The organism is Streptomyces sp. NPDC021115, assembly GCF_044333065.1.
Classification (GTDB): domain Bacteria; phylum Actinomycetota; class Actinomycetes; order Streptomycetales; family Streptomycetaceae; genus Streptomyces.
Genome location: NZ_JBIRQF010000015.1, coordinates 167548 through 186678, shown reverse-complemented (window position 1 = coordinate 186678; position 19131 = coordinate 167548). Strand labels below are relative to the sequence as shown.

Below are 19131 nucleotides of genomic sequence, written 5' to 3'. Positions count from 1 at the left end.
CGTTACGCACCGCGCTCCGCCTTGCTGTTGGGCTTCCGGTCGAGCGCCTCCGCCAATTCCTCCAGCGCCTCCAGCAGCAGCTCGGCGCTGCGCACCCCGACCCCCTGCCACTCCCCGGCCCGCTCCTGCCAGTGCTCCAGCGACTCCTGTACGGCGGTCCAGTCCAGTGGCCGCCGCTCCCGTATCGCCTCCACGGCCTTCGGCACCGCCGTCCGCAGCGCCGCCGCGAACTCCTCGGCCTCCGGCGACGGGTCCGCGTCACGGTCCGGAAGATGCGCCTCCAGCAGCATGGTCACCCGGCCCGCGGTAGACAGCGCGGTCTGTGCCGCCTGCGCCGCCCGGGGGCCGAGCCCGCGGTGGCGCACCGGTTCCCGGCGGGCCCGGCTCTCCAGTTGCTCGTACTCGCTGCGGGCCGCCCGCTGGTCCAGCAGCGCCTCCCGCACCTGGCGGGGGCGGCGCTCGGCGGGGCGGGCGTGGGCGTCGAAGACGGCGATGGCGTACTGGCCGCCGGTGGCCAGCCAGTCGGCCAGCCGGTCGCGCAGCAGCGGGGTCTCCCAGGCGGGGAAGACCACGTATGAGGCCATCGCCATCAGCCCGCCCAGCAGCGTCAGCGCCACCCGCGCCTGGACGGTCTGGCCGACCTCCGCGCCCGCGATGCCGAGCAGGAAGACGACGTACGCGCTCACGCACAGCGAGGCCACGATGAAGCCGGTGCGCAGCAGCATGAACATGAAGGCCGCGCACACCACGGCCAGCGCGGCGCTCACATACGGGTCCGGGTGGGCCAGCGTCACCACGGTCCCGCCGATCAGCACCCCGGCCAGGGTGCCGCAGAAGCGGGCGACCCCGCGCGAGAAGGTCTGGCCGAAGTCGGGGCGCAGCACCATCACCGAGGTCAGCGGCGCCCAGTAGCCATGGCCGAACGGCAGCACGGCGCCCAGCAGATAGCCGCAGACCGCGACCACGGTGAGGCGCACCGCGTGCCGCAGGATGCGCGAGTCCCAGCGGGCCTCGCGGCGCAGGGCGCGCAGCGCCACCGGCACCAGGCCGGGGACGGTGGGCCGGGGCAGATGGCGGCGGTCCTTGGTGCCCTGGGAGGTCACCGCCTGCACCGGCTCGTCCGAGGACTCCACGACGTCGTTCACCAGGGCCATCAGCCGCAGCGCCGCGCGCCGGGCCGCGCCATTGAGCATCGGGCCGCTCTCCGGGACCTCCAGCACGGCCATCGCCTCGGGCGGCAGCCGGACCGGCTTGCTGCGGCGGATGGCGTGGGCCACCGCGTCCAGCACGGTGGCGGTCGCGGCCAGCAGCTCACGCACCCGGTCGCGCTCGGGCCCGAGCATCGGGGCACCGACGACCGGGTCCGCCATCGAGGCGAGCACCGGCCGGATGCGCTCGGCGAGCAGCCGGTAGCCGCGCAGCTGGCTAGGGCGCCGCTTGGCCGCGCGCGGGGTGACGGCGGCGGCCATCCGGGCGTCCATCAGCGGCTGCGGGTCGAACGGCGCCTGCGGGTCGTGGCGCAGCCGCCGGGCGTAGTCGGCCACACCGGCCAGGGCGTCCGCGAGGGCGTCGCGCTGCACCCCCCAGGGCCGTACCGGGAGGAGCACGACCAGCGCGGCCTGGACGACGCCGCCGACCCCGATCAGCGCGGCGTGCTCCAGGGCGCCGAGCACCGAGGTGGGGAGGGTGACGGTGACCAGCATCACCGCGACCATCTGGGTCGACACCAGCCCGGAGACCGGGCCGACCGCCCAGGACATGCCGGTCAGCAGCGTCCACACGGCGAGCATCACGACGAAGGTGGCGGTGTGGGCGGCGGCCAGATAGCCGAGGAAGGTGGAGACCGCGAGCAGGGAGGCGGCGGCCAGCGCCAGCTCCGGGCGGGGCCGCCAGCTCTTCTGGAAGATGGCGATCCCGGCGGAGAACGCGCCGAACGCCGACGACACCGCGAGGGTCGGCGAACCGAACCAGAGGGTCAGCCCGACGACGATGGCCACACCGCACGCGCCACGGATCGCGACCAGCGGCTCCAGCCGGATGCGCTCGATCGTCAAGCCCGCCTGGGCCGTCTGCTTCAGCGCGTGTGACCAGCTCATACGCCGAGACTACGACCTTGATCTGCGAGCGAGGAACCGGCCGTCTCCGGCCGATTCCTCGCTTTCCCGCTCTTTCGGCCCCGGTCAGCCCTCGGGTGTTGCGCAGTCCACATTGAGCAGTTCGATGGGCCGGGACGCGTCGAGGTCGACGTACGCGGTGAAGGACGCGTCAGGGCCCTCACCCCAGGACGTGGTGATGGTCGCCCAGCCGACCCGCGCGGACTGGGCCGTGGTCACCTCGCCGACCTCGATGTGGCGCGGCGTGTTCTGCGCGCACAGCAGCAGGTCGTAGTCGGGGGTCTGGGTGATCCGCTCCTTGAGGTAGTCGGAGACCAGGTGCTCGCGCTCCCAGGGGCGCGGCCCGTGGTTGCCGTAGAAGCCCTCCAGGAAGTGGTGGATCTCCTCGGCGGTGTAGCGGCCGTTCGGATCGGTCTTCACGCCGTGGGACGCGGCGGTCGCGGGCGCGCCCGCGGCCAGCACGAGCCCGAGGCCGAGCGCGGCCGCGGCAATGCGAACGGTGCGAAGCATAGGAAATCCCCCTGATTGCGGTCGTGTGCCCATGGTTCGGGCGAACACTCAAGAAGACCCGCATCAGGGGCGGATGGTTGCGCTCTGATACGGAGAAACCCTCGCCGGTCGTCGACCGGCGAGGGTTTCTCCGTACGCGCCCGGGTCTACGCGCCCGGGTCAGTGGTTCTTGGGGAAGCCCAGGTTGATGCCGACCTCTTCGGACGGCTCCGGCCAGCGGGTGGTGACGACCTTGCCGCGGGTGTAGAAGTGCACCCCGTCGTTGCCGTAGATGTGCTGGTCGCCGAAGAGCGAGTCCTTCCAGCCGCCGAAGGAGTGGTAGCCCACCGGCACCGGGATCGGCACGTTGACGCCGACCATGCCCGCCTCGACCTCCAGCTGGAAGCGGCGGGCAGCGCCGCCGTCGCGGGTGAAGATCGCGGTGCCGTTGCCCCACTTCGAGGAGTTGATCAGCTCGATGGCCTCGTCGTACGTCTCGGCGCGCACCACGCACAGCACCGGGCCGAAGATCTCGTCGCGGTAGGCGTCGGCGGTGGTGGGGACCTTGTCCAGCAGCGAGACGCCGATGAAGAAGCCGTCCTCGTGGCCGTCGACCGTGTAGCCGGTGCCGTCCACGACCACCTCGGCGCCCTGGGCGGCGGCCCCGCGGACGTAACCGGCGACCTTGTCCCGGTGCTCCTTGGTGATCAGCGGGCCCATCTCGGAGGACGGGTCGTTGCCGGGGCCGATCCGGAGCTTGGCGGCGCGGTCGGCGATCTTCTTCACCAGGTCGTCGCCGATGTCGCCGACGGCGACGACGACGGAGACCGCCATGCAGCGCTCACCGGCCGAGCCGTAGGCCGCGTTGATCGCGTTGTCCGCGGCGAAGTCCAGGTCGGCGTCGGGCAGCACCAGCATGTGGTTCTTGGCGCCGCCGAGCGCCTGCACCCGCTTGCCGTGCTCGACGGCCTTGGACTGGATGTACTTGGCGATCGGGGTGGAGCCGACGAAGCTCACCGCGGCGATGTCCGGGTGCTCCAGCAGCCGGTCCACGGCCACCTTGTCGCCGTTGACGACGTTGAGCACACCCTCCGGCAGCCCCGCCTCGACGGCCAGCTCGGCCAGCCGGAACGAGGCCGACGGGTCCTTCTCGCTGGGCTTGAGGACGAAGGTGTTGCCGCAGGCGACGGCCACCGGGAACATCCACATCGGCACCATGGCCGGGAAGTTGAACGGCGTGATGCCCGCGACGACGCCGAGCGGCTGGCGGATCGAGGACACGTCGACCCCGGTGGAGACCTGGGTGGACAGCTCGCCCTTGAGCTTCTCGGCGATGCCACAGGCCAGTTCGACGATCTCCAGACCGCGGGCCACCTCGCCGAGCGCGTCCGAGTGCACCTTGCCGTGCTCGGCGGTGATCAGCTCGGCGATCTCGTCGCGGTGGGCGTCCAGCAGCTCACGGTACTTGTAGAGGATCGCGGAGCGCTTGGACAGCGAAATCGTGCCCCAGGACCGGTACGCCTCCTTCGCGGACGCGACGGCCGCGTCGACCTCCTCGACCGAGGCGAGGGCGACCCGGGTGTCCTGGGCGCCGGTGGCGGGGTTGAACACCGGGCCGTAGGTGCCGGACGTGCCCTCGACGGACTTTCCGCCGATCCAGTGGTTGACGGTCTTCATGGGTGCGGAGCCTTTCTCTCGAAAAACGTCAGAGGTGGCGGCGGCGGCCGGCGGCGTGCCGGTCGTACTCCTCGCGGGCCTTCACGGCGGCCGGGCGGGTCGCGGTCTCGGCTACAGGCACATCCCACCACGCCTGTGCGTCGGGTGCGCCCGACACTGTGTCGCCCGTTTCCGTCTCCACATAGACACATGTGGGACGGTCCGAGGCGCGCGCCGTCGCCAGCGCCTCGCGCAGCTCGGCCACGGTCGCGGCGCGCAGCACGTCCATGCCGAGCGAGGCGGCGTTCGCGGCCAGGTCCACGGGGAGCGGATCGCCGGTGTACGTGCCGTCGGCGGACCGGAACCGGTAGGCGGTGCCGAACCGCTCGGCGCCGGTGGTCTCCGACAGACCGCCGATCGAGGCGTAGCCGTGGTTCTGGAGGAGGACGATGTTGATGTTGATGCCCTCCTGGACCGCGGTCACGATCTCGGTCGGCATCATCAGGTACGTACCGTCCCCGACCAGCGCCCATACCGGGGTGTCGGGGGCCGCGAGCCGTACGCCGATGGCGCCGGGGATCTCGTAGCCCATGCAGGAGTAGCCGTACTCCAGGTGGTACTGGCGGGGCGAGCGGGCCCGCCACAGCTTGTGCAGATCGCCGGGGAGCGAGCCCGCCGCGTTGATCACCACGTCGTCGTCGCCGACCGCCGCGTCCAGCGCGCCCAGCACCTGGGTCTGCGAGGGGCGCACGGAGGTGTCCTCGGCGGCGTACGCGGCGTCCACCAGGCGCTCCCAGCGGGCCTTGCCGGTGCGGTACTCGGCCTCGTACGTCGTATCGACCCGGTGCCCGGCCAGCTCGGCGGTCAGCGCTTCCAGACCGGCGCGGGCGTCGGCGACCAGCGTGGTGGCGCTCAGCTTGTGGGCGTCGAAGCCGGTGATGTTGAGGTTGAGGAACCGTACGTCCGGGTCCGCGAAGAGGGTCGCGGAGGCGGTGGTGAAGTCGCTGTAGCGGGTGCCGACCCCGATGATCAGGTCCGCGGTACGGGCCAGGTCGTCGGCGACGGCGGTGCCGGTGTGGCCGATGCCGCCGATGTCGGCGGGGTGGTCGTAGCGCAGCGACCCCTTGCCCGCCTGAGTGGAGGCGACCGGGATGCCGGTGGCGTCGGCGAACGCCAGCAGCGCGCCCTCGGCCTCGCTGTGGTGGACGCCGCCGCCCGCGACGACCAGCGGCCGCCGGGCGGCCCGGATCGCCCGCGCGGCGGCGGCGGTCTCGGCCGCCTCGGGGACGGGGCGGCGCACCCGCCACACCCGGTCGGCGAAGAACTCCTCCGGCCAGTCGAACGCCTCGGCCTGCACGTCCTGCGGCATGGCCAGGGTGACCGCGCCGGTCTCGGCCGGATCGGCCAGCACCCGCATCGCGGCGAGCGCGGCCGGGATCAGCGCCTCGGGGCGCACGACCCGGTCGAAGTAGCGGGACACCGGGCGCAGCGCGTCGTTGACGGACACGTCGCCCGCGTACGGCACCTCCAGCTGCTGGAGCACGGGGTCGGCGGGCCGGGTCGTGAAGATGTCGCCGGGCAGCAGCAGCACCGGCAGCCGGTTGACGGTGGCCAGCGCGGCACCGGTGACCAGGTTGGTCGCGCCGGGGCCGATGGAGGTGGTGACGGCCTGCGCGGCGAGCCGGTTGGACTGCCGGGCGTAGCCGACCGCGGCGTGCACCATCGACTGCTCGTTACGGCCCTGGAGGTAGGGCATGGTGTCCTGCCCGGCCTCCAGCAGCGCCTGGCCGAGCCCGGCCACATTGCCGTGGCCGAAGATGCCCCAGGTCGCGTTGATCAGACGGTGCCGCTGCCCGTCCCGCTCGGTGTACTGGTGCGCCAGGAACTCGACCAGGGCCTGGGCGACGGTGAGGCGGCGGGTGGTCATCGGGCGTCTCCTGCGGGAGCGTCAGGGGCTTCGTACAGCGGAAGGCGGGGGTCGACGGGCTGGTCGGGCCAGGTGGAGCGGATCCAGCCGTGGTCGGGGTGGTCGCAGATCAGCCAGGCGCGCTCCTCGCCGGGGCCCGCCATGACGTTGAGGTAGTACATGGCGTGGCCGGGCGCGGCGATGGACGGGCCGTGCCAGCCGTCCGGGATCAGCACGGCGTCGCCGGAGCGGACCTCGGCCAGCACATCGGTGTTGCGGCCGTGGCCGGAGGGCGAGACCCGCTGGTAGCCGACGCCCTCGTTGCCGTGGGCCTCGGCGATCTCGAAGTAGTAGATCTCCTCCAGCTCGCTCTCCTCGCCGGGGCGGCACTCGTCGTGCTTGTGCGGCGGGTACGAGGACCAGTTGCCGCCGGGGGTGAGCACCTCGACGGCGATGAGCTTGTCGCATTCGAAGACCCCGGCGGCGCCGAAGTTGTTGACCTGGCGCGAGCAGTTGCCGGTGCCGCGCAGCTCGACGGGTACGGCGGAGGCGGGCCCGTAGCGGGCGGGCAGCCGGCGCTCGCAGCGGGCGCCGGTGAGCGCGAAGCGGCCCCCGGCGCCGCTGGCGATCGTGGCGTGGGCGTCGCGCGGGACGTACGCGAAGTCGCTCACCCCGCTGAACACGTTCTCGCGGCCGTGGAGTTCGAAGGTCTCGCCCTCGGTGATCACCGTGCAGCCGCCGCTGAGCGGCAGCACGATCCACTCGCTGTCGCCGGTGGCCAGCTGGTGCGAGCCGCCGGGCGGCAGGTCGAGCACGCGCAGGCTGGAGTAGCCCCAGCCGGCCCGCTGGGGGTCGATGTCCAGCGCGTACGGGCCGTCGGCCGCCTTACCGGCCTGCACATGGAAGCCAAGGGACGGTTCGTTGGTGGTCATGGCGTCAGTGTTTCCTCCGGTTCCGGGGCCGATTCACAAAAGGCCGACGGCGGTGTCCACGGCGGTCTCCACGCTGCCCTCCGCCGGGTAGAGCAGCGAGCGGCCGACGACCAGGCCCTGCACGGTGGGCAGCCGCAGTGCCTTGCGCCACTTCTCGTACGCGCCCTCCTGGTCCTTCCCCACCTCGCCGCCGAGCAGCACCGCCGGGAGCGTGCTCGTCTCCATGACGGCGGCCATCTCGTCCGGATCGTTGGTGACCGGCACCTTCAGCCAGGTGTAAGCGGAGGTCCCGGCGAGCCCGGAGGCGATCGCGATGGACTTGGTGACGGCCTCGGCGCTCAGGTCGTTGGAGACCCTGCCGTCTATCCGGCGGGAGATGAACGGCTCGACGAACACCGGCAGCCGCCGCTCCGCCATCTCGTCGATGGCGCGGGCCGTGGTGAGCATGGTGTTGAGCGACCCGGCGTCGTCGTAGTCGACCCGCAGCAGCAGCTTCCCGGCGTCGAAGCCGAGCCGGGCGATGTCCTGGGGGCGGTGGCCGGTGAAGCGGTCGTCCAGCTCGAACGAGGCACCGGCCAGCCCGCCGCGGTTCATCGAGCCCATGACGACCTTGCCGTCGAGGGCGCCGAGCAGCAGCAGGTCCTCCAGGATGTCGGCGGTGGCCAGCACGCCGTCGACGCCGGGGCGCGACAGCGCCACGCACAGCCGCTCCAGCAGATCGGCCCGGTTGGCCATGGCCAGCTTGTGCCCGCCGACGGCGAGGGCGCCGCGTGCCGGGTGGTCGGCGGCCACGATCATCAGTCGGCCGCTGTCGCCGATGAGCGGGCGGCGGACCCGGCGGGCGGCCGCCTCGGCGATGGCCTCGGGATGCCGGCTCCGCACCGTCACGAGGTCGGAGATGCTGATGCTCAAAGCAGGGGTCCTCTCTTCATTGAGGCTCGGTGGCGGCGCAGACGCGCCGCGTCGCTAGGGGTTGAGCAGGGCCTCGACCTCGGCCTCGGTCGGCATCGCGGAGGAGCAGGCGAGGCGGGACGCGACGATCGCGCCCGCGGCGTTCGCGTACCGCATGATCCGCTCCGGGTCCCAGCCCGCCAGCAGCCCGTGGCACAGGGCACCGCCGAACGCGTCGCCCGCGCCGAGGCCGTTGACGACGTCGACCGGGACGGGCGGAACCTCGGTGGCGGTGCCGTCGCGGTGCACGGCGAGTACTCCCTTGGGGCCCTGTTTGACGACGGCCAGCTCGACCCCCGCGTCCAGCAGCGCCTGGGCGCATGCCTTCGGCTCCCGTACACCGGTGGCGATCTCGCACTCGTCCACGTTGCCGACGGCGACGGTGGCGTGGCGCAGGGCCTCGGCGTAGAAGGGGCGCGCCGTCTCGGGGTCCTGCCAGAACATGGGGCGCCAGTCGAGGTCGAAGACCGTGATGCCGCTCTTGGCGCGGTGGGCGAGCGCGGCGAGGGTGCTGCCGCGGCTGGGCTCCTCGCTGAGGCCGGTGCCGGTCATCCAGAAGATCCGGGCGGCGCGGATCGCGTCGAGGTCCAGCTCGCCGGGGTGGATCTCCAGATCGGGGGCCTTGGGACGGCGGTAGAAGTACAGCGGGAAGTCGTCGGGCGGGAAGATCTCGCAGAAGGTGATCGGGGTGGGGTAGTCCTCGACCGGTGTGACGAAGCGGTCGTCCACGCCGAACCCCTGGAGTTCCTGGTGGATGTACTCGCCGAAGGGGTCCGCCCCGGTACGGCTGATCACCGCGGAGCGGTGGCCGAAGCGGGCCGCGGCCACCGCGACGTTGGTCGCCGAGCCACCCAGGAACTTTCCGAATGACTCGACCTGCGGGAGCGGCACTCCGGTCTGGAGCGGGTAGAGGTCCACTCCGATGCGGCCCATCGTGATCAGGTCGTACGGCTCACTCATGCGTGCCCCTTCGGCAAAGTACGCAGCTCAGGGTTGTCGTGGACGAACACCGGGTCCCGCCCGGCCCCTTCAGGTCTAGACGCGTCCACAGCCCCCTGTCAAGGATTTGTCATTACATTCGGACGTAACCACAAGAGTCACCGCGGGGCGCGTTATCGCCTCGTTACGTCCAGATGAAATATTGTCATGACAAACCCTTGACAGGCAGTGGGCGCGAGGAGTTGGCTCCCCCTCATGCAACGGCCGTGTTAACACCGGACCTGGCTTGAGAGGTGCTGGAAGAGATGGACCTCAGATTCGACCGCCGACGCCGCAGCGCGCGACTCGCCACCATCGCCGCCGTAACGGTTCTCCTCGCAACGGCGTGCAGCAGCCAAGGGGGCAAGAAAGCCCAGGACGCCGCGGACGACATCTCCGCGGGCAAGGCCAACACCCCCCGGATGAAGATCGCGATGATCACCCATGCCGCCCCGGGTGACACCTTCTGGGACACGGTCCGCAAGGGCGCCAAGGCGGCCGCGGCCAAGGACAACGTCGATCTGGTCTACTCCAGCAATCCCAACGGCGGCGACCAGGCCAACCTCATCCGGAACGCGATCAACCAGAAGGTCGACGGCATCGCCGTCACCCTCGCCAAGCCCGCCGCGATGAAGGGCGCGATCGCCAAGGCCGAGAAGGCCGGGATACCGGTCGTGGGCTTCAACTCCGGCCTGGAGGACTGGAAGTCCCAGGGGCTGCTCGAATACTTCGGCCAGGACGAGAACCTGGCCGGCCAGGCCTTCGGCAAGCGCCTCAACGAGGTGGGCGCCAAGCACAACATCTGCGTCATCCAGGAGCAGGGCCATGTCGCCCTGGAGGCCCGCTGCGCGGGTGTGAAGAAGACCTTCAAGGGCAAGACGGACATCCTCTACGTCAACGGGACCGACATGCCGTCGGTCAAGTCCACGATCTCCGCCAAGCTCAAGCAGGACTCGAGCATCGACTACGTCGTCACGCTCGGCGCGCCGTTCGCGCTGACCGCCGTGCAGTCCGCCAAGGAGTCGGGCGGCAAGGCCAAGGTCGCGACCTTCGACCTCAACAAGGACCTCATCGCCGCCGTCAAGAGCGGGGACGTGGAGTTCGCGGTGGACCAGCAGCCCTACCTCCAGGGCTATCTGTCCGTCGACTCGCTGTGGCTCTACAAGAACAACGGCAACTTCAGCGGCGGCGGCGAGCAGCCCGTGCTGACCGGACCCGCGTTCGTCAACAAGGACAACGTGGAGAAGATCGCCAAGTTCGCCGAGAAGGGCACCCGGTGATCCGGCCATGACCCAAGCCGCCCCACCCGCCGCCGCCATGCCACCGGCCTCCCCCGCGGCGCGCCCCAAGCCCCGTACCGCCGAACGCTCGCTGGCCCGCCGGGCCCTCGCCCGGCCGGAGATCGGCGCGCTGGTCGCCGCCGTCGGCGTCTACGTCTTCTTCTTCGCCGTCGCCCCGACCTTCCGCCAGGCGGACTCGTTCGCCACCGTGCTCTACCAGGGCTCGACGCTGGGGATCATGGCGCTCGCCGTGTCCCTGCTGATGATCGGCGGCGAGTTCGACCTGTCGGCCGGCGTCGCCGTCACCTCCTCGGCGCTGACCGCGAGCCTGCTCAGCTTCCAGCTCACCGCCAATGTGTGGGTCGGTGTCGGGGTCGCCCTGATCGTCTCGCTCTCGGTGGGCCTGATCAACGGTCTGCTGCTGATCAAGACCGGGCTGCCCAGCTTCCTGGTCTCGCTCGCCAGCTTCCTGATGCTCCAGGGCCTCAACCTGGCCGTCACCAAGCTGCTGACCGACAACGTCGCCACCAACGCCATCAACGACATGGACGGCTTCGACTCGGCCAAGGCGGTCTTCGCCTCCGATGTCCCGGTCTTCGGCGTCGACGTGAACATCACCGTGTTCTACTGGCTGGTCTTCGCGGGCCTCGCCACCTGGGTCCTGCTGCGCACCAAGTTCGGCAACTGGATCTTCGCGGCGGGCGGCTCCAAGGAGAGCGCCCGGGCGGTCGGCGTCCCGGTGAACCTCACCAAGATCGCGCTCTTCATGACCGTGGGCTTCGCGGCCTGGTTCGTCGGCATGCACCTGCTGTTCGAGTACAACACCGTGCAGGCCGGTGAGGGCGTCGGCAACGAGTTCTACTACATCATCGCGGCGGTGATCGGCGGCTGTCTGCTCACCGGCGGCTACGGCTCCGCGATCGGCGCGCTGCTCGGCGCCTTCATCTTCGGCATGGTCAACCAGGGCATCGTCTACGCCAACTGGAACCCGGACTGGTTCAAGTTCTTCGTCGGCGTGATGCTGCTGCTCGCCACGCTCGTGAATCTGTGGGTGCGCCGTCAGGCCGCCAGGAGGTGATGGGAATGTCCGCCAACGACCTCACGAAGCCCACCCCGGCCGCCGGGGCCGGGGCCGGGGCCGAGCCGGTCGTCCAGCTCAAGGGCGTCGGCAAGCTCTACGGCAACGTCCGAGCCCTGGAGGGCATCGACCTCGACGTCCGGCCGGGCCAGGTGACCTGCGTCCTCGGCGACAACGGCGCGGGCAAGTCCACCCTGATCAAGATCATCTCCGGGCTGCACCAGCACGACGAGGGCGAGTACGTCGTCGACGGCAAGCCGGTGCGGCTGAACAACCCCCGCGAGGCCCTGGACCTCGGCATCGCCACCGTCTACCAGGACCTGGCCACGGTGCCCCTGATGCCGGTGTGGCGGAACTTCTTCCTCGGCTCCGAGCTGACCCGCGGCCCCTGGCCGATCCGCAGGCTCGACATCGAGCGGATGAAGGAGACCACCCAGGCGGAGCTGTCCGCCATGGGCATCCACCTGGACAACCTGGAACAGCCCATCGGCACCCTCTCCGGAGGCCAGCGGCAGTCGGTGGCCATCGCGCGGGCGGTGTACTTCGGCGCCCGCGTGCTGATCCTGGACGAGCCCACCGCGGCGCTGGGCGTCAAGCAGTCGGGCGTGGTCCTCAAGTACATCGCGGCCGCCCGTGAGCGGGGCCTGGGCGTCATCTTCATCACCCACAACCCGCACCACGCGTACATGGTCGGCGATCACTTCTCGGTGCTGAGACTCGGCGCCCTGGAGCTGAACGCCGCCCGGGACGACGTGAGCCTGGAGGAACTCACCAACCACATGGCCGGAGGCACCGAACTGGCCGCCCTCAAGCACGAGCTCGCCCAGGTGCGCGGGGTCGATGTGGAGGAGCTTCCCGAGGCCGTCGAGACCCCTTCGTCCTGACATTCCACCTGACATTACGTCCGAATGTCCTGACGAACTCTTGACGGCCCCCGGCCCGGCCCGTAAAGCTGCCCAAAACAGCATGAAACGCGGGCCCCCGACCACCACCCAGAGCAAGCGACCCGCACTGCCCCCTTCCCCGGTCCCCGACGACCGGCGAGAGGAGACCCTCTTCCATGACTGCCGCCGCCTCCCCCGTACCCGCCCTGGACCGCATCCGGGTCGGCTCGGCCCCCGACTCCTGGGGGGTGTGGTTCCCCGACGACTCGCAGCAGGTCCCCTGGCAGCGCTTCCTCGACGAGGTCGCGGAGGCCGGCTACGAGTGGATCGAGCTGGGCCCGTACGGCTATCTGCCGACCGACCCCGCCCGGCTCACCGAGGAGATCACCCGCCGGAACCTCACGGTCTCGGCGGGCACGATCTTCACCTCCCTGCATCGCGGCCCCGACGTCTGGGACGCCACCTGGGAGCACGTCTCCCAGGTGGCGGAGCTGACCCGGGCCATGGACGCGAAGCACCTCGTGGTCATCCCCTCCTTCTGGCGCGACGACAAGACCGCCGAGATCATCGAGCCGCCCGAGCTGACCGCCGAGCAGTGGCGCCATCTGTCCACCGGCATGGAGCGCCTGGGCCGTGAGGTGCGCGAGCGCTACGGGCTCGACATCGTCGTCCACCCGCACGCCGACACCCACATCGACGGCGAGGAGAACGTGGCGCGCTTCCTCGACGCCACCGACTCCGACCTGGTCAACCTCTGCCTGGACACCGGCCACTACGCCTACTGCGGCGGGGACAGCGTCAAGCTCATCGAGACCTACGGCGAGCGCATCGGCTACCTCCACCTCAAGCAGGTCGACCCGGAGATCCTGGCCGACGTGGTCAAGAACGGGGTGCCGTTCGGCCCGGCCGTCAAGCGCGGCGTGATGTGCGAACCGCCGAAGGGCGTCCCGGAGCTGGAGCCGGTCCTGGCGGCCGCCCAGAAGCTGGACGTGGACCTGTTCGCCATCGTCGAGCAGGACATGTACCCCTGCCCGCCCGACCAGCCGTTCCCGATCGCGGAGCGCACCCGCCGCTTCCTGCGGTCCTGCGGCGCCTGACCCGATCCCCTTCCCTCCCCCGGATCCCCTCCCCCGGACGAGCAGAAAGAGAAGAGAGACACCTATGAGCCAGCAGGGCACGCTCGGGATCGCCGTCATCGGGACCGGCAAGATGGGCGCCGACCACGTCCGCCGCATCAACGACGTGATCAGCGGCGCCCGGGTGGCGGCCGTGGTCGACATCGACGAGGCGCGCGCCAAGGCCGTCGCCGACCTGTCCGAGGGCTGCCAGGCGTTCACCGACCCGGCCGCCGCCATGGCCGCGCCGGGCGTGGACGCGGTGCTGATCGCCTCGCCAGGACCCGCGCACGAGGCCGCGCTGCTCAGCGCGTTCGAGCACGATCTGCCGGTGCTGTGCGAGAAGCCGCTGACCCCGGACTCGGAGTCCGCGCTGCGGGTGCTGGAGGCCGAGCAGCGGCTCGGTCACCGCCGCGTCCAGGTCGGCTTCATGCGCCGCTACGACACCGAGTTCATGAAGCTCAAGTCGCTCCTCGCCTCCGGTGAGCTGGGGCGGCCGCTGCTGATGCACTGCCGCCACCGCAACGCCTCGGTGCACTCGTACTTCACCACCGAGATGCTGATCAACGACTCCGTGGTGCACGAGATGGACCAGTCGCGCTGGCTGCTGGAGCAGGAGATCGCCAACGTCACCGTGCTCAAGCCGACCCCCAACTCGCACGCCCCCGAGGGGCTCGCCGACCCCCAGCTGGTGATCTTCGAGACCACCGGCGGCGCGATCGTCAACGTCGAGATCTTCGCCAGCTGCGGCTTCGGCTACCAGGTCCAGGCCGAGGCGGTCTGCGAGCGCGGCACCGCGCGCGTCGGCGACGCCCACGGCATGCTCGTCAACCGCCCCGGCACCTGGGGCGGCGAGATCGCCCCCGACTTCGTGGCCCGCTTCGAGGAGGCGTACGACCGCGAGGTGCAGGCCTGGGTCAACGCCACCAAGCGGGGCGAGGTCGAGGGCCCGAGCGCCTGGGACGGCTACGCCGCGGCCGCCGTGTGCGAGGCGGGAGTGCGGGCGCAGGCCACGGGCGAGCGCACGCCCGTCGACATGATCGTGCGCCCGGCCTTCTACGCCTGACGCTCCATCCGGGGGGCCGGTCACCGCCACGACCGGCCCGCCGCCCTTTGCTCCTCTTCTTCCACCCCCTGTCACGTTCCCCCTGTCGCATTTCCCCTGTTGGAAAGGTTTCTGCTTCTCATGAAGATCGCCCTCGACCCGCATATGCTGCGCAAGGGGCCGCTGCTCGAGCTCCCGGCCCTCGTCGCCGAGCTGGGCTTCGAGTACATCGAGCTGTCTCCGCGAGACGACTTCATCCCCTTCTTCAAGCACCCGCGGGTGGACGACGGCACGGTCCGGCAGTTCCGCAAGGCACTGGACGCCGCCGGGGTGAAGATCTCCTCCGTACTGCCGCTGTTCCGCTGGTCAGGGCCGGACGAGGACGAGCGCCAGGCCGCCGTCCGCTACTGGAAGCGGGCCATCCAGATCGCCGCCGATCTGGGCGTGGACAGCATGATCTCGGAGTTCAACGGCCGTCCCGAGGACCCCAGCCGCAGCGAGGGCCAGTTCTGGCGGTCGATCGAGGAGCTGCTGCCGGTCTTCGAGCGCGAGTCCATCCGACTGACGCTGGAGCCGCACCCCGATGACTTCATCGAGGAGGGGTACGAGGCGATCAACATGATCCGGGGCATCAACCACCCCCTGGTCTCCTACCTCTACTGCGCGCCGCACACGTTCCACCACGGCAATGACGCCCCCGGCCTGATCAAGCACGCGGGCGATCTGCTCACCCATGTGCATCTGGCCGACACCTTTGATCACACGGCGTCCTCGGGGCTGCGCTACATCATCAACCCGCCCGGCTCCACGGCCCGTATCCACCAGCACCTGGACATCGGGCAGGGCGAGGTCGACTTCGACGCGCTGTTCGGCGCCCTGAAGGACAACAACTTCGACGGCACGCTGACCTCCTGCGTCTTCGCCTGGGAGGACCGGGCCCGCGAATCGTCCGTGTTCATGCGCCGGAAGATCGACGAGTACCTGTCCACCTGGACGTAGCGTCACCCCGCGGTCACAGCCGTCACATCTCCGCGCGCCTTACGTCACAGGTGTTCAACAGCCCCTAGCCGCCCGTCACCCGGTGTCGTTCACCGGGCACAGGCCGAGTGAAAGGGCGCGAGTGATGACCGATCGAAGGCTGTGGTCCTACAAGGAGATCGCCGCACATATCGGTGTGCAGACCGACACCGTACGGTCCTATCGCAAGCACGGCCACTTGCCGCCCCCCGATCTCGTGGAGGGCGGCAAGCCGTTTTGGTACGCGGACACGATCCGGGCCTGGGTGGCCCGCAGACCCGGCAACCGCCGCGCCCGGCGCAAGTCCACGGACTAGCGCCGGGCGCGGCGGTATCACCAGGTGCGGCGGATCAGCGGATGCTCACCCGGTCCCGGCCCTTCTCCTCCCCGGAGGCCATGTCCACGTCCGTCTCCCCGGCGGAGTTTCCGGAGGAACCGTCACCGGACGAAGCACCGGACGGGGGCGCGGGCTCCCCTTCGCTCAGCCCGAACCGGGTGTGCAGCCGCCGCAGCGGACCCGGGGCCCACCAGGTGGCCCGGCCGGTCAGCTTCATCACCGCGGGCACCAGCAGACTGCGCACCACCATCGCGTCCATCAGCACGGCCAGCGCGATACCGAGGCCGAGCATCTTGGTGTTGGTGACCCGCGAGGTGCCGATGGCCACCATGACCACGGCCAGGATCAGCGCCGCCGCCGTGATCAGCCCGCCGGTGCGCCGCAGCCCGAACTCCACCGCCGCCTCGTGGTCCCCCGTGCGCTCGTACTCCTCCTTGATGCGGGAGAGCAGGAAGACGCCGTAGTCCATGGAGAGCCCGAAGGCGACGCAGAACATCAGCACCGGCAGGGTCGTCTCTATGTCGCCGGAACTGGTGAAGGCCAGCGGCCCGGACAGATGCCCCTCCTGGAAGACCCAGACCATGGCGCCGAACATCGCGGTGAGGCTGAGCGCGTTGAGCAGCACCGCCTGGAGCGGGATCAGCACGCTCCCGGTGAGCAGGAAGACCAGCAGCAGGGTGACGACGATGATGATCGCACCGGCCCAGGGAACCCGGTCGCCCAGGGACTGCTTGGTGTCCACCAGGACGGCGGCGGTGCCGGTCACCGAGGTGTGGAACGGGGGGCTCTGGGCGCGGATGTCCCGCACCAGGTCCTGGGTGGCGGGCGCCACGCCCTCGCCCTTGGGCTGCACGCTGAGATACGCCGCGCCTCCGGCCGCGCGCGCCGCCTCGGCCGGGCCGGGCTTGCCCACCTGGTGGCCCTGCGCGAAGTGCCCGGCCGGGCTGTCCACCCGCAGCACTCCGGGGAGGGCGGAGACCTTGGCGCTGTAGTCGGCGAGCGCCGCGGCACCGGGTTTGCCCTCGGCGAGGATCTCCACCCCGCCGCCGGGTCCGCCCGCGAAGCCGTCCCTGATGTGCTGCTGGACCACGTGCGATTCGGCGCCGGAGGGCAACTGGCGGTCGTCCGCGGTGCCGAACTCCACCCGCAGGAAGGGCAGCCCCAGCGCCACCAGCCCGGCGACGGTGGCCAGGGCGAAGACCGGGGCGCGCCGCATCACCAGCCGGGCGAACCGCCCCCAGCCCGCGCCCGGTTCGGCCCCGCCCGCCTCGTCGGCCGCTCCGTCGGCGGTGCGGCGGCCGCGGCGCAGCAGCCGGGTGAGGTCCCACTTGTTGACCCGGTCGCCGAGCAGGATGAGCGCGGCGGGCAGCACCACCAGGGCGGCGGCCGCGGCGATGAGCACCACGGCGATGCCCGCGTAGGCGAAGGAGCGCAGGAAGTACTGCGGGAAGACCATCATCGCGGCGAGCGAGACGGCGACGGTCAGCGCCGAGAAGAGCACGGTCCGCCCGGCGGTGCGCAGGGTGGCGGCGACGGCCGGGAGCGTCTCCCCGCCCGCCGACAGCTCTTCGCGGAAGCGCCGCACGATGAACAGGGCGTAGTCGATGGCGAGTCCGAGGCCGAGCGCGGTGGTCAGGTTCTGCGCGAAGACCGAGACATCGGTGAACTCGGTGAGCACCCGCAGCACGGCGTCGGTGCCCAGGATCGCGATGACGCCGATGCCGAGCGGCAGCAGAGCGGCGACCGCGCTGCCGAAGACCATGACGAGCAGCACCAGGGTGACGGGCAGGGCCATCATCTCGGCGCGCAGCAGGTCTTCCTGAATGGTGGTCTGCATCTCCTGCTTGACCGCGACCGGCCCGCCGACGGAGACCTCGGCCGGACCGTGCTTCCCGCGAACGTCGGGGGCGATGCGCTCCAGCGTCTTGCCCTGGGCGTTCTCGTCGCCGGTGATGCGCGCGGCGATGATCGCCTCGCCGCGGTCCTTGCTGCGCAGCGCGGACGCGCCGGTGTCCCAGTAGGACGTGACGCCGGTGACCGCCTTCTCGCCCTCCAGCTTCTTGGCGAGCGCCCGCGCCTCGGTGGCGACCGCCGGGTCGTCCACCTTCGCGCCGCCGCCGTCGACGAGCAGGATGAGGTTGGGCTGGGAGGCGGGGAAGCGCTTCTCCAGCGCCTTGGTGGCGTACGAGGACTGGGACGCCGGGTCCTCCCAGCCGCCGCCGGACAGCCGGTCGGCGACTCCGCTCCCGGCCACGACTGCGAGCGCCGTGAAGACCAGAGCGACCAGCAAGGACAGCCTCGGCTTGGCGGTGGCCAGGCGGGTCCATCCTCCGATCCGCTCGCCGGGCGGCCGACTGACATCGGTCATGACGCGGTGTCCCCTTCACCTGTGCCCATGCTGCCCGCCCCGCTCGCGCGGGCAAGCGGGCAGGCGGCATGGGTCGCTGATTGCCACGGGAGCGGCAAATACGAGCGACCGCTCGCATTTCTCAAGAATGCGAGCGGGTACTCGTGTTTGTCAATCGCTCATGGGAAGCTGGGGATTGTGACCGAGAGCCAGGCAGTCCGACCCGCGAACCCCCGCCGCAGGCAGGCGCGCGGCGAGCGCCGGATCCAGCAGCTGCTGGACGCCGCCGCCAGCGTCTTCTGCCGCACCGGCTACTCCTCAGCGAGCACCAACGCGATCGCCCGCGAGGCCGGGGTCTCCCCCGGCACGCTGTACCAGTTCTTCCCGAACAAGGAGGCCATCGCCGTCGAGCTGGGCGACCGCCTCACCCAGCAGATGCGGGACGCCCACGGAGTGGCCTTCACCGACGAGAACGCCGCGCTGCCGCTCGGCGAGATGCTGGACGTGGTCCTCGACCCGTTGATCGAGTTCAACTGCGCCAATCCCGTCTTCCTCACCCTGATCTGCTCCTCCGACACCCCGGGCACGGTCGCCGAGGAGCACGAGGCACTGCACGCCGCGCTCCAGACCCGGGTCGAGGCACTGATCGGCACCTACGCCCCCGAGCTGCCCCCGCAGCGCCGCGCGCGCACCGCGACGATGGCATTCACCCTGTTCAAGGCCGGTCTCGAGCTGATCCTCTCGCACGAGGGCGAGGACCGGGAGGCGTACATCACCGAGATGAAGCACTGCCTCTACGGGTACCTGGCCCCCGTCATCGGCACCGAAGCGGCAGCCACCCGGGCCTGATCTCCCCCGGGCTGACGACACCCCCAGGGGGTATCGCGCGCGAGGGCACGACCTCCCTTGTGAGAGCGGACACACCCCTGACTTCCGGGAATACCCCCTAGGGGTATAGAGTTGAAGCGTCAGGAGGCGCTGCGCCAACCAGCGTCCCTCGCG

The 19131-nt window shown here is 70.8% G+C and carries 16 protein-coding genes; 8 read left to right on the top strand and 8 right to left on the bottom strand.

The annotated features are described in order from the left end of the window. Positions 1–2 precede the first annotated feature (2 nt). The 7 genes from ACH4TL_RS34190 to iolC all read right to left on the bottom strand — a co-directional run bounded on the left by ACH4TL_RS34190 (position 3) and on the right by iolC (position 9008). Positions 3–2096, bottom strand: coding sequence for an FUSC family protein (locus ACH4TL_RS34190; RefSeq protein ID WP_398323732.1), 2094 nt, complete (start codon positions 2094–2096; stop codon positions 3–5). Between the two features lie 84 nt (positions 2097–2180). Beyond that, positions 2181–2624: a hypothetical protein gene (locus tag ACH4TL_RS34185; RefSeq protein ID WP_398323734.1), complete on the bottom strand. Its 444-nt coding sequence runs from the start codon at positions 2622–2624 to the stop codon at positions 2181–2183. 159 nt (positions 2625–2783) lie between these two features. Next, a complete protein-coding gene (locus tag ACH4TL_RS34180) occupies positions 2784–4280 on the bottom strand; it encodes a CoA-acylating methylmalonate-semialdehyde dehydrogenase (RefSeq protein ID WP_398323736.1) in 1497 nt (498 codons plus the stop codon). Between the two features lie 28 nt (positions 4281–4308). Then, positions 4309–6186: a 3D-(3,5/4)-trihydroxycyclohexane-1,2-dione acylhydrolase (decyclizing) gene (iolD, locus tag ACH4TL_RS34175; RefSeq protein ID WP_398323738.1), complete on the bottom strand. Its 1878-nt coding sequence runs from the start codon at positions 6184–6186 to the stop codon at positions 4309–4311. Then, a complete protein-coding gene (gene iolB, locus ACH4TL_RS34170; RefSeq protein ID WP_398323740.1) occupies positions 6183–7097 on the bottom strand; it encodes a 5-deoxy-glucuronate isomerase in 915 nt (304 codons plus the stop codon). The genes iolD and iolB overlap by 4 nt, the downstream gene beginning before the upstream one ends. 33 nt (positions 7098–7130) lie before the next feature. Continuing rightward, positions 7131–8009, bottom strand: coding sequence for a deoxyribose-phosphate aldolase (locus ACH4TL_RS34165; RefSeq protein WP_398323742.1), 879 nt, complete (start codon positions 8007–8009; stop codon positions 7131–7133). A gap of 54 nt (positions 8010–8063) precedes the next feature. After that, on the bottom strand, positions 8064–9008 hold the full coding sequence (gene iolC / locus ACH4TL_RS34160; protein WP_398323744.1) for a 5-dehydro-2-deoxygluconokinase: 945 nt from the start codon (positions 9006–9008) through the stop codon (positions 8064–8066). A 284-nt stretch (positions 9009–9292) separates the two neighbouring features. Between iolC and ACH4TL_RS34155 the strand changes: the two genes are divergently transcribed. The 7 genes from ACH4TL_RS34155 to ACH4TL_RS34125 all read left to right on the top strand — a co-directional run bounded on the left by ACH4TL_RS34155 (position 9293) and on the right by ACH4TL_RS34125 (position 15761). Then, on the top strand, positions 9293–10306 hold the full coding sequence (locus ACH4TL_RS34155) for a sugar ABC transporter substrate-binding protein (protein WP_398323746.1): 1014 nt from the start codon (positions 9293–9295) through the stop codon (positions 10304–10306). A 7-nt stretch (positions 10307–10313) separates the two neighbouring features. After that, on the top strand, positions 10314–11384 hold the full coding sequence (locus tag ACH4TL_RS34150) for an ABC transporter permease (RefSeq protein ID WP_398323748.1): 1071 nt from the start codon (positions 10314–10316) through the stop codon (positions 11382–11384). 5 nt (positions 11385–11389) lie between these two features. Next, entirely contained in the window at positions 11390–12268 is an 879-nt protein-coding gene (locus ACH4TL_RS34145; protein WP_398323750.1) for an ATP-binding cassette domain-containing protein, read from the top strand. A gap of 176 nt (positions 12269–12444) precedes the next feature. Next, positions 12445–13365 carry a sugar phosphate isomerase/epimerase family protein gene (locus ACH4TL_RS34140; protein ID WP_398323752.1) on the top strand — a complete coding sequence of 307 codons (921 nt, stop codon included), beginning with the start codon at positions 12445–12447 and terminating at the stop codon, positions 13363–13365. Between the two features lie 64 nt (positions 13366–13429). Beyond that, positions 13430–14449, top strand: coding sequence for a Gfo/Idh/MocA family protein (locus ACH4TL_RS34135; protein ID WP_398323754.1), 1020 nt, complete (start codon positions 13430–13432; stop codon positions 14447–14449). 120 nt (positions 14450–14569) lie between these two features. Next, the gene (locus ACH4TL_RS34130) at positions 14570–15427 is read left to right on the top strand and encodes a sugar phosphate isomerase/epimerase family protein (RefSeq protein ID WP_398323756.1); all 858 of its coding nucleotides are present in this window, start codon (positions 14570–14572) and stop codon (positions 15425–15427) included. 124 nt (positions 15428–15551) lie between these two features. Then, positions 15552–15761 carry a helix-turn-helix transcriptional regulator gene (locus ACH4TL_RS34125; protein ID WP_398323758.1) on the top strand — a complete coding sequence of 70 codons (210 nt, stop codon included), beginning with the start codon at positions 15552–15554 and terminating at the stop codon, positions 15759–15761. Positions 15762–15795: 34 nt separating this feature from the next. On the opposite strand, the gene ACH4TL_RS34120 is transcribed toward ACH4TL_RS34125, so the two are convergent. Further along, a complete protein-coding gene (locus ACH4TL_RS34120; protein WP_398323760.1) occupies positions 15796–18150 on the bottom strand; it encodes an MMPL family transporter in 2355 nt (784 codons plus the stop codon). Positions 18151–18327: 177 nt separating this feature from the next. On the opposite strand from ACH4TL_RS34120, the gene ACH4TL_RS34115 reads away from it, so the two are divergent. Continuing rightward, positions 18328–18978, top strand: a complete 651-nt coding sequence (locus ACH4TL_RS34115; protein WP_398323762.1) for a TetR/AcrR family transcriptional regulator — start codon at positions 18328–18330, stop codon at positions 18976–18978. The last annotated feature ends 153 nt before the right edge of the window (positions 18979–19131 follow it).

Excerpts from the sequence above, each read along its gene's own strand:
- iolB (WP_398323740.1), bottom strand. The coding sequence starts at position 7,097 with ATGACCACCAACGAACCGTCCCTTGGCTTCCATGTGCAGGCCGGTAAG.
- ACH4TL_RS34125 (WP_398323758.1), top strand. The coding sequence starts at position 15,552 with ATGACCGATCGAAGGCTGTGGTCCTACAAGGAGATCGCCGCACATATC.
- ACH4TL_RS34185 (WP_398323734.1), bottom strand. The coding sequence starts at position 2,624 with ATGCTTCGCACCGTTCGCATTGCCGCGGCCGCGCTCGGCCTCGGGCTC.
- ACH4TL_RS34150 (WP_398323748.1), top strand. The coding sequence starts at position 10,314 with ATGACCCAAGCCGCCCCACCCGCCGCCGCCATGCCACCGGCCTCCCCC.
- ACH4TL_RS34140 (WP_398323752.1), top strand. The coding sequence starts at position 12,445 with ATGACTGCCGCCGCCTCCCCCGTACCCGCCCTGGACCGCATCCGGGTC.
- ACH4TL_RS34190 (WP_398323732.1), bottom strand. The coding sequence starts at position 2,096 with ATGAGCTGGTCACACGCGCTGAAGCAGACGGCCCAGGCGGGCTTGACG.
- iolD (WP_398323738.1), bottom strand. The coding sequence starts at position 6,186 with ATGACCACCCGCCGCCTCACCGTCGCCCAGGCCCTGGTCGAGTTCCTG.
- iolC (WP_398323744.1), bottom strand. The coding sequence starts at position 9,008 with ATGAGTGAGCCGTACGACCTGATCACGATGGGCCGCATCGGAGTGGAC.
- ACH4TL_RS34155 (WP_398323746.1), top strand. The coding sequence starts at position 9,293 with ATGGACCTCAGATTCGACCGCCGACGCCGCAGCGCGCGACTCGCCACC.
- ACH4TL_RS34130 (WP_398323756.1), top strand. The coding sequence starts at position 14,570 with ATGAAGATCGCCCTCGACCCGCATATGCTGCGCAAGGGGCCGCTGCTC.
- ACH4TL_RS34180 (WP_398323736.1), bottom strand. The coding sequence starts at position 4,280 with ATGAAGACCGTCAACCACTGGATCGGCGGAAAGTCCGTCGAGGGCACG.
- ACH4TL_RS34145 (WP_398323750.1), top strand. The coding sequence starts at position 11,390 with ATGTCCGCCAACGACCTCACGAAGCCCACCCCGGCCGCCGGGGCCGGG.
- ACH4TL_RS34120 (WP_398323760.1), bottom strand. The coding sequence starts at position 18,150 with ATGACCGATGTCAGTCGGCCGCCCGGCGAGCGGATCGGAGGATGGACC.
- ACH4TL_RS34135 (WP_398323754.1), top strand. The coding sequence starts at position 13,430 with ATGAGCCAGCAGGGCACGCTCGGGATCGCCGTCATCGGGACCGGCAAG.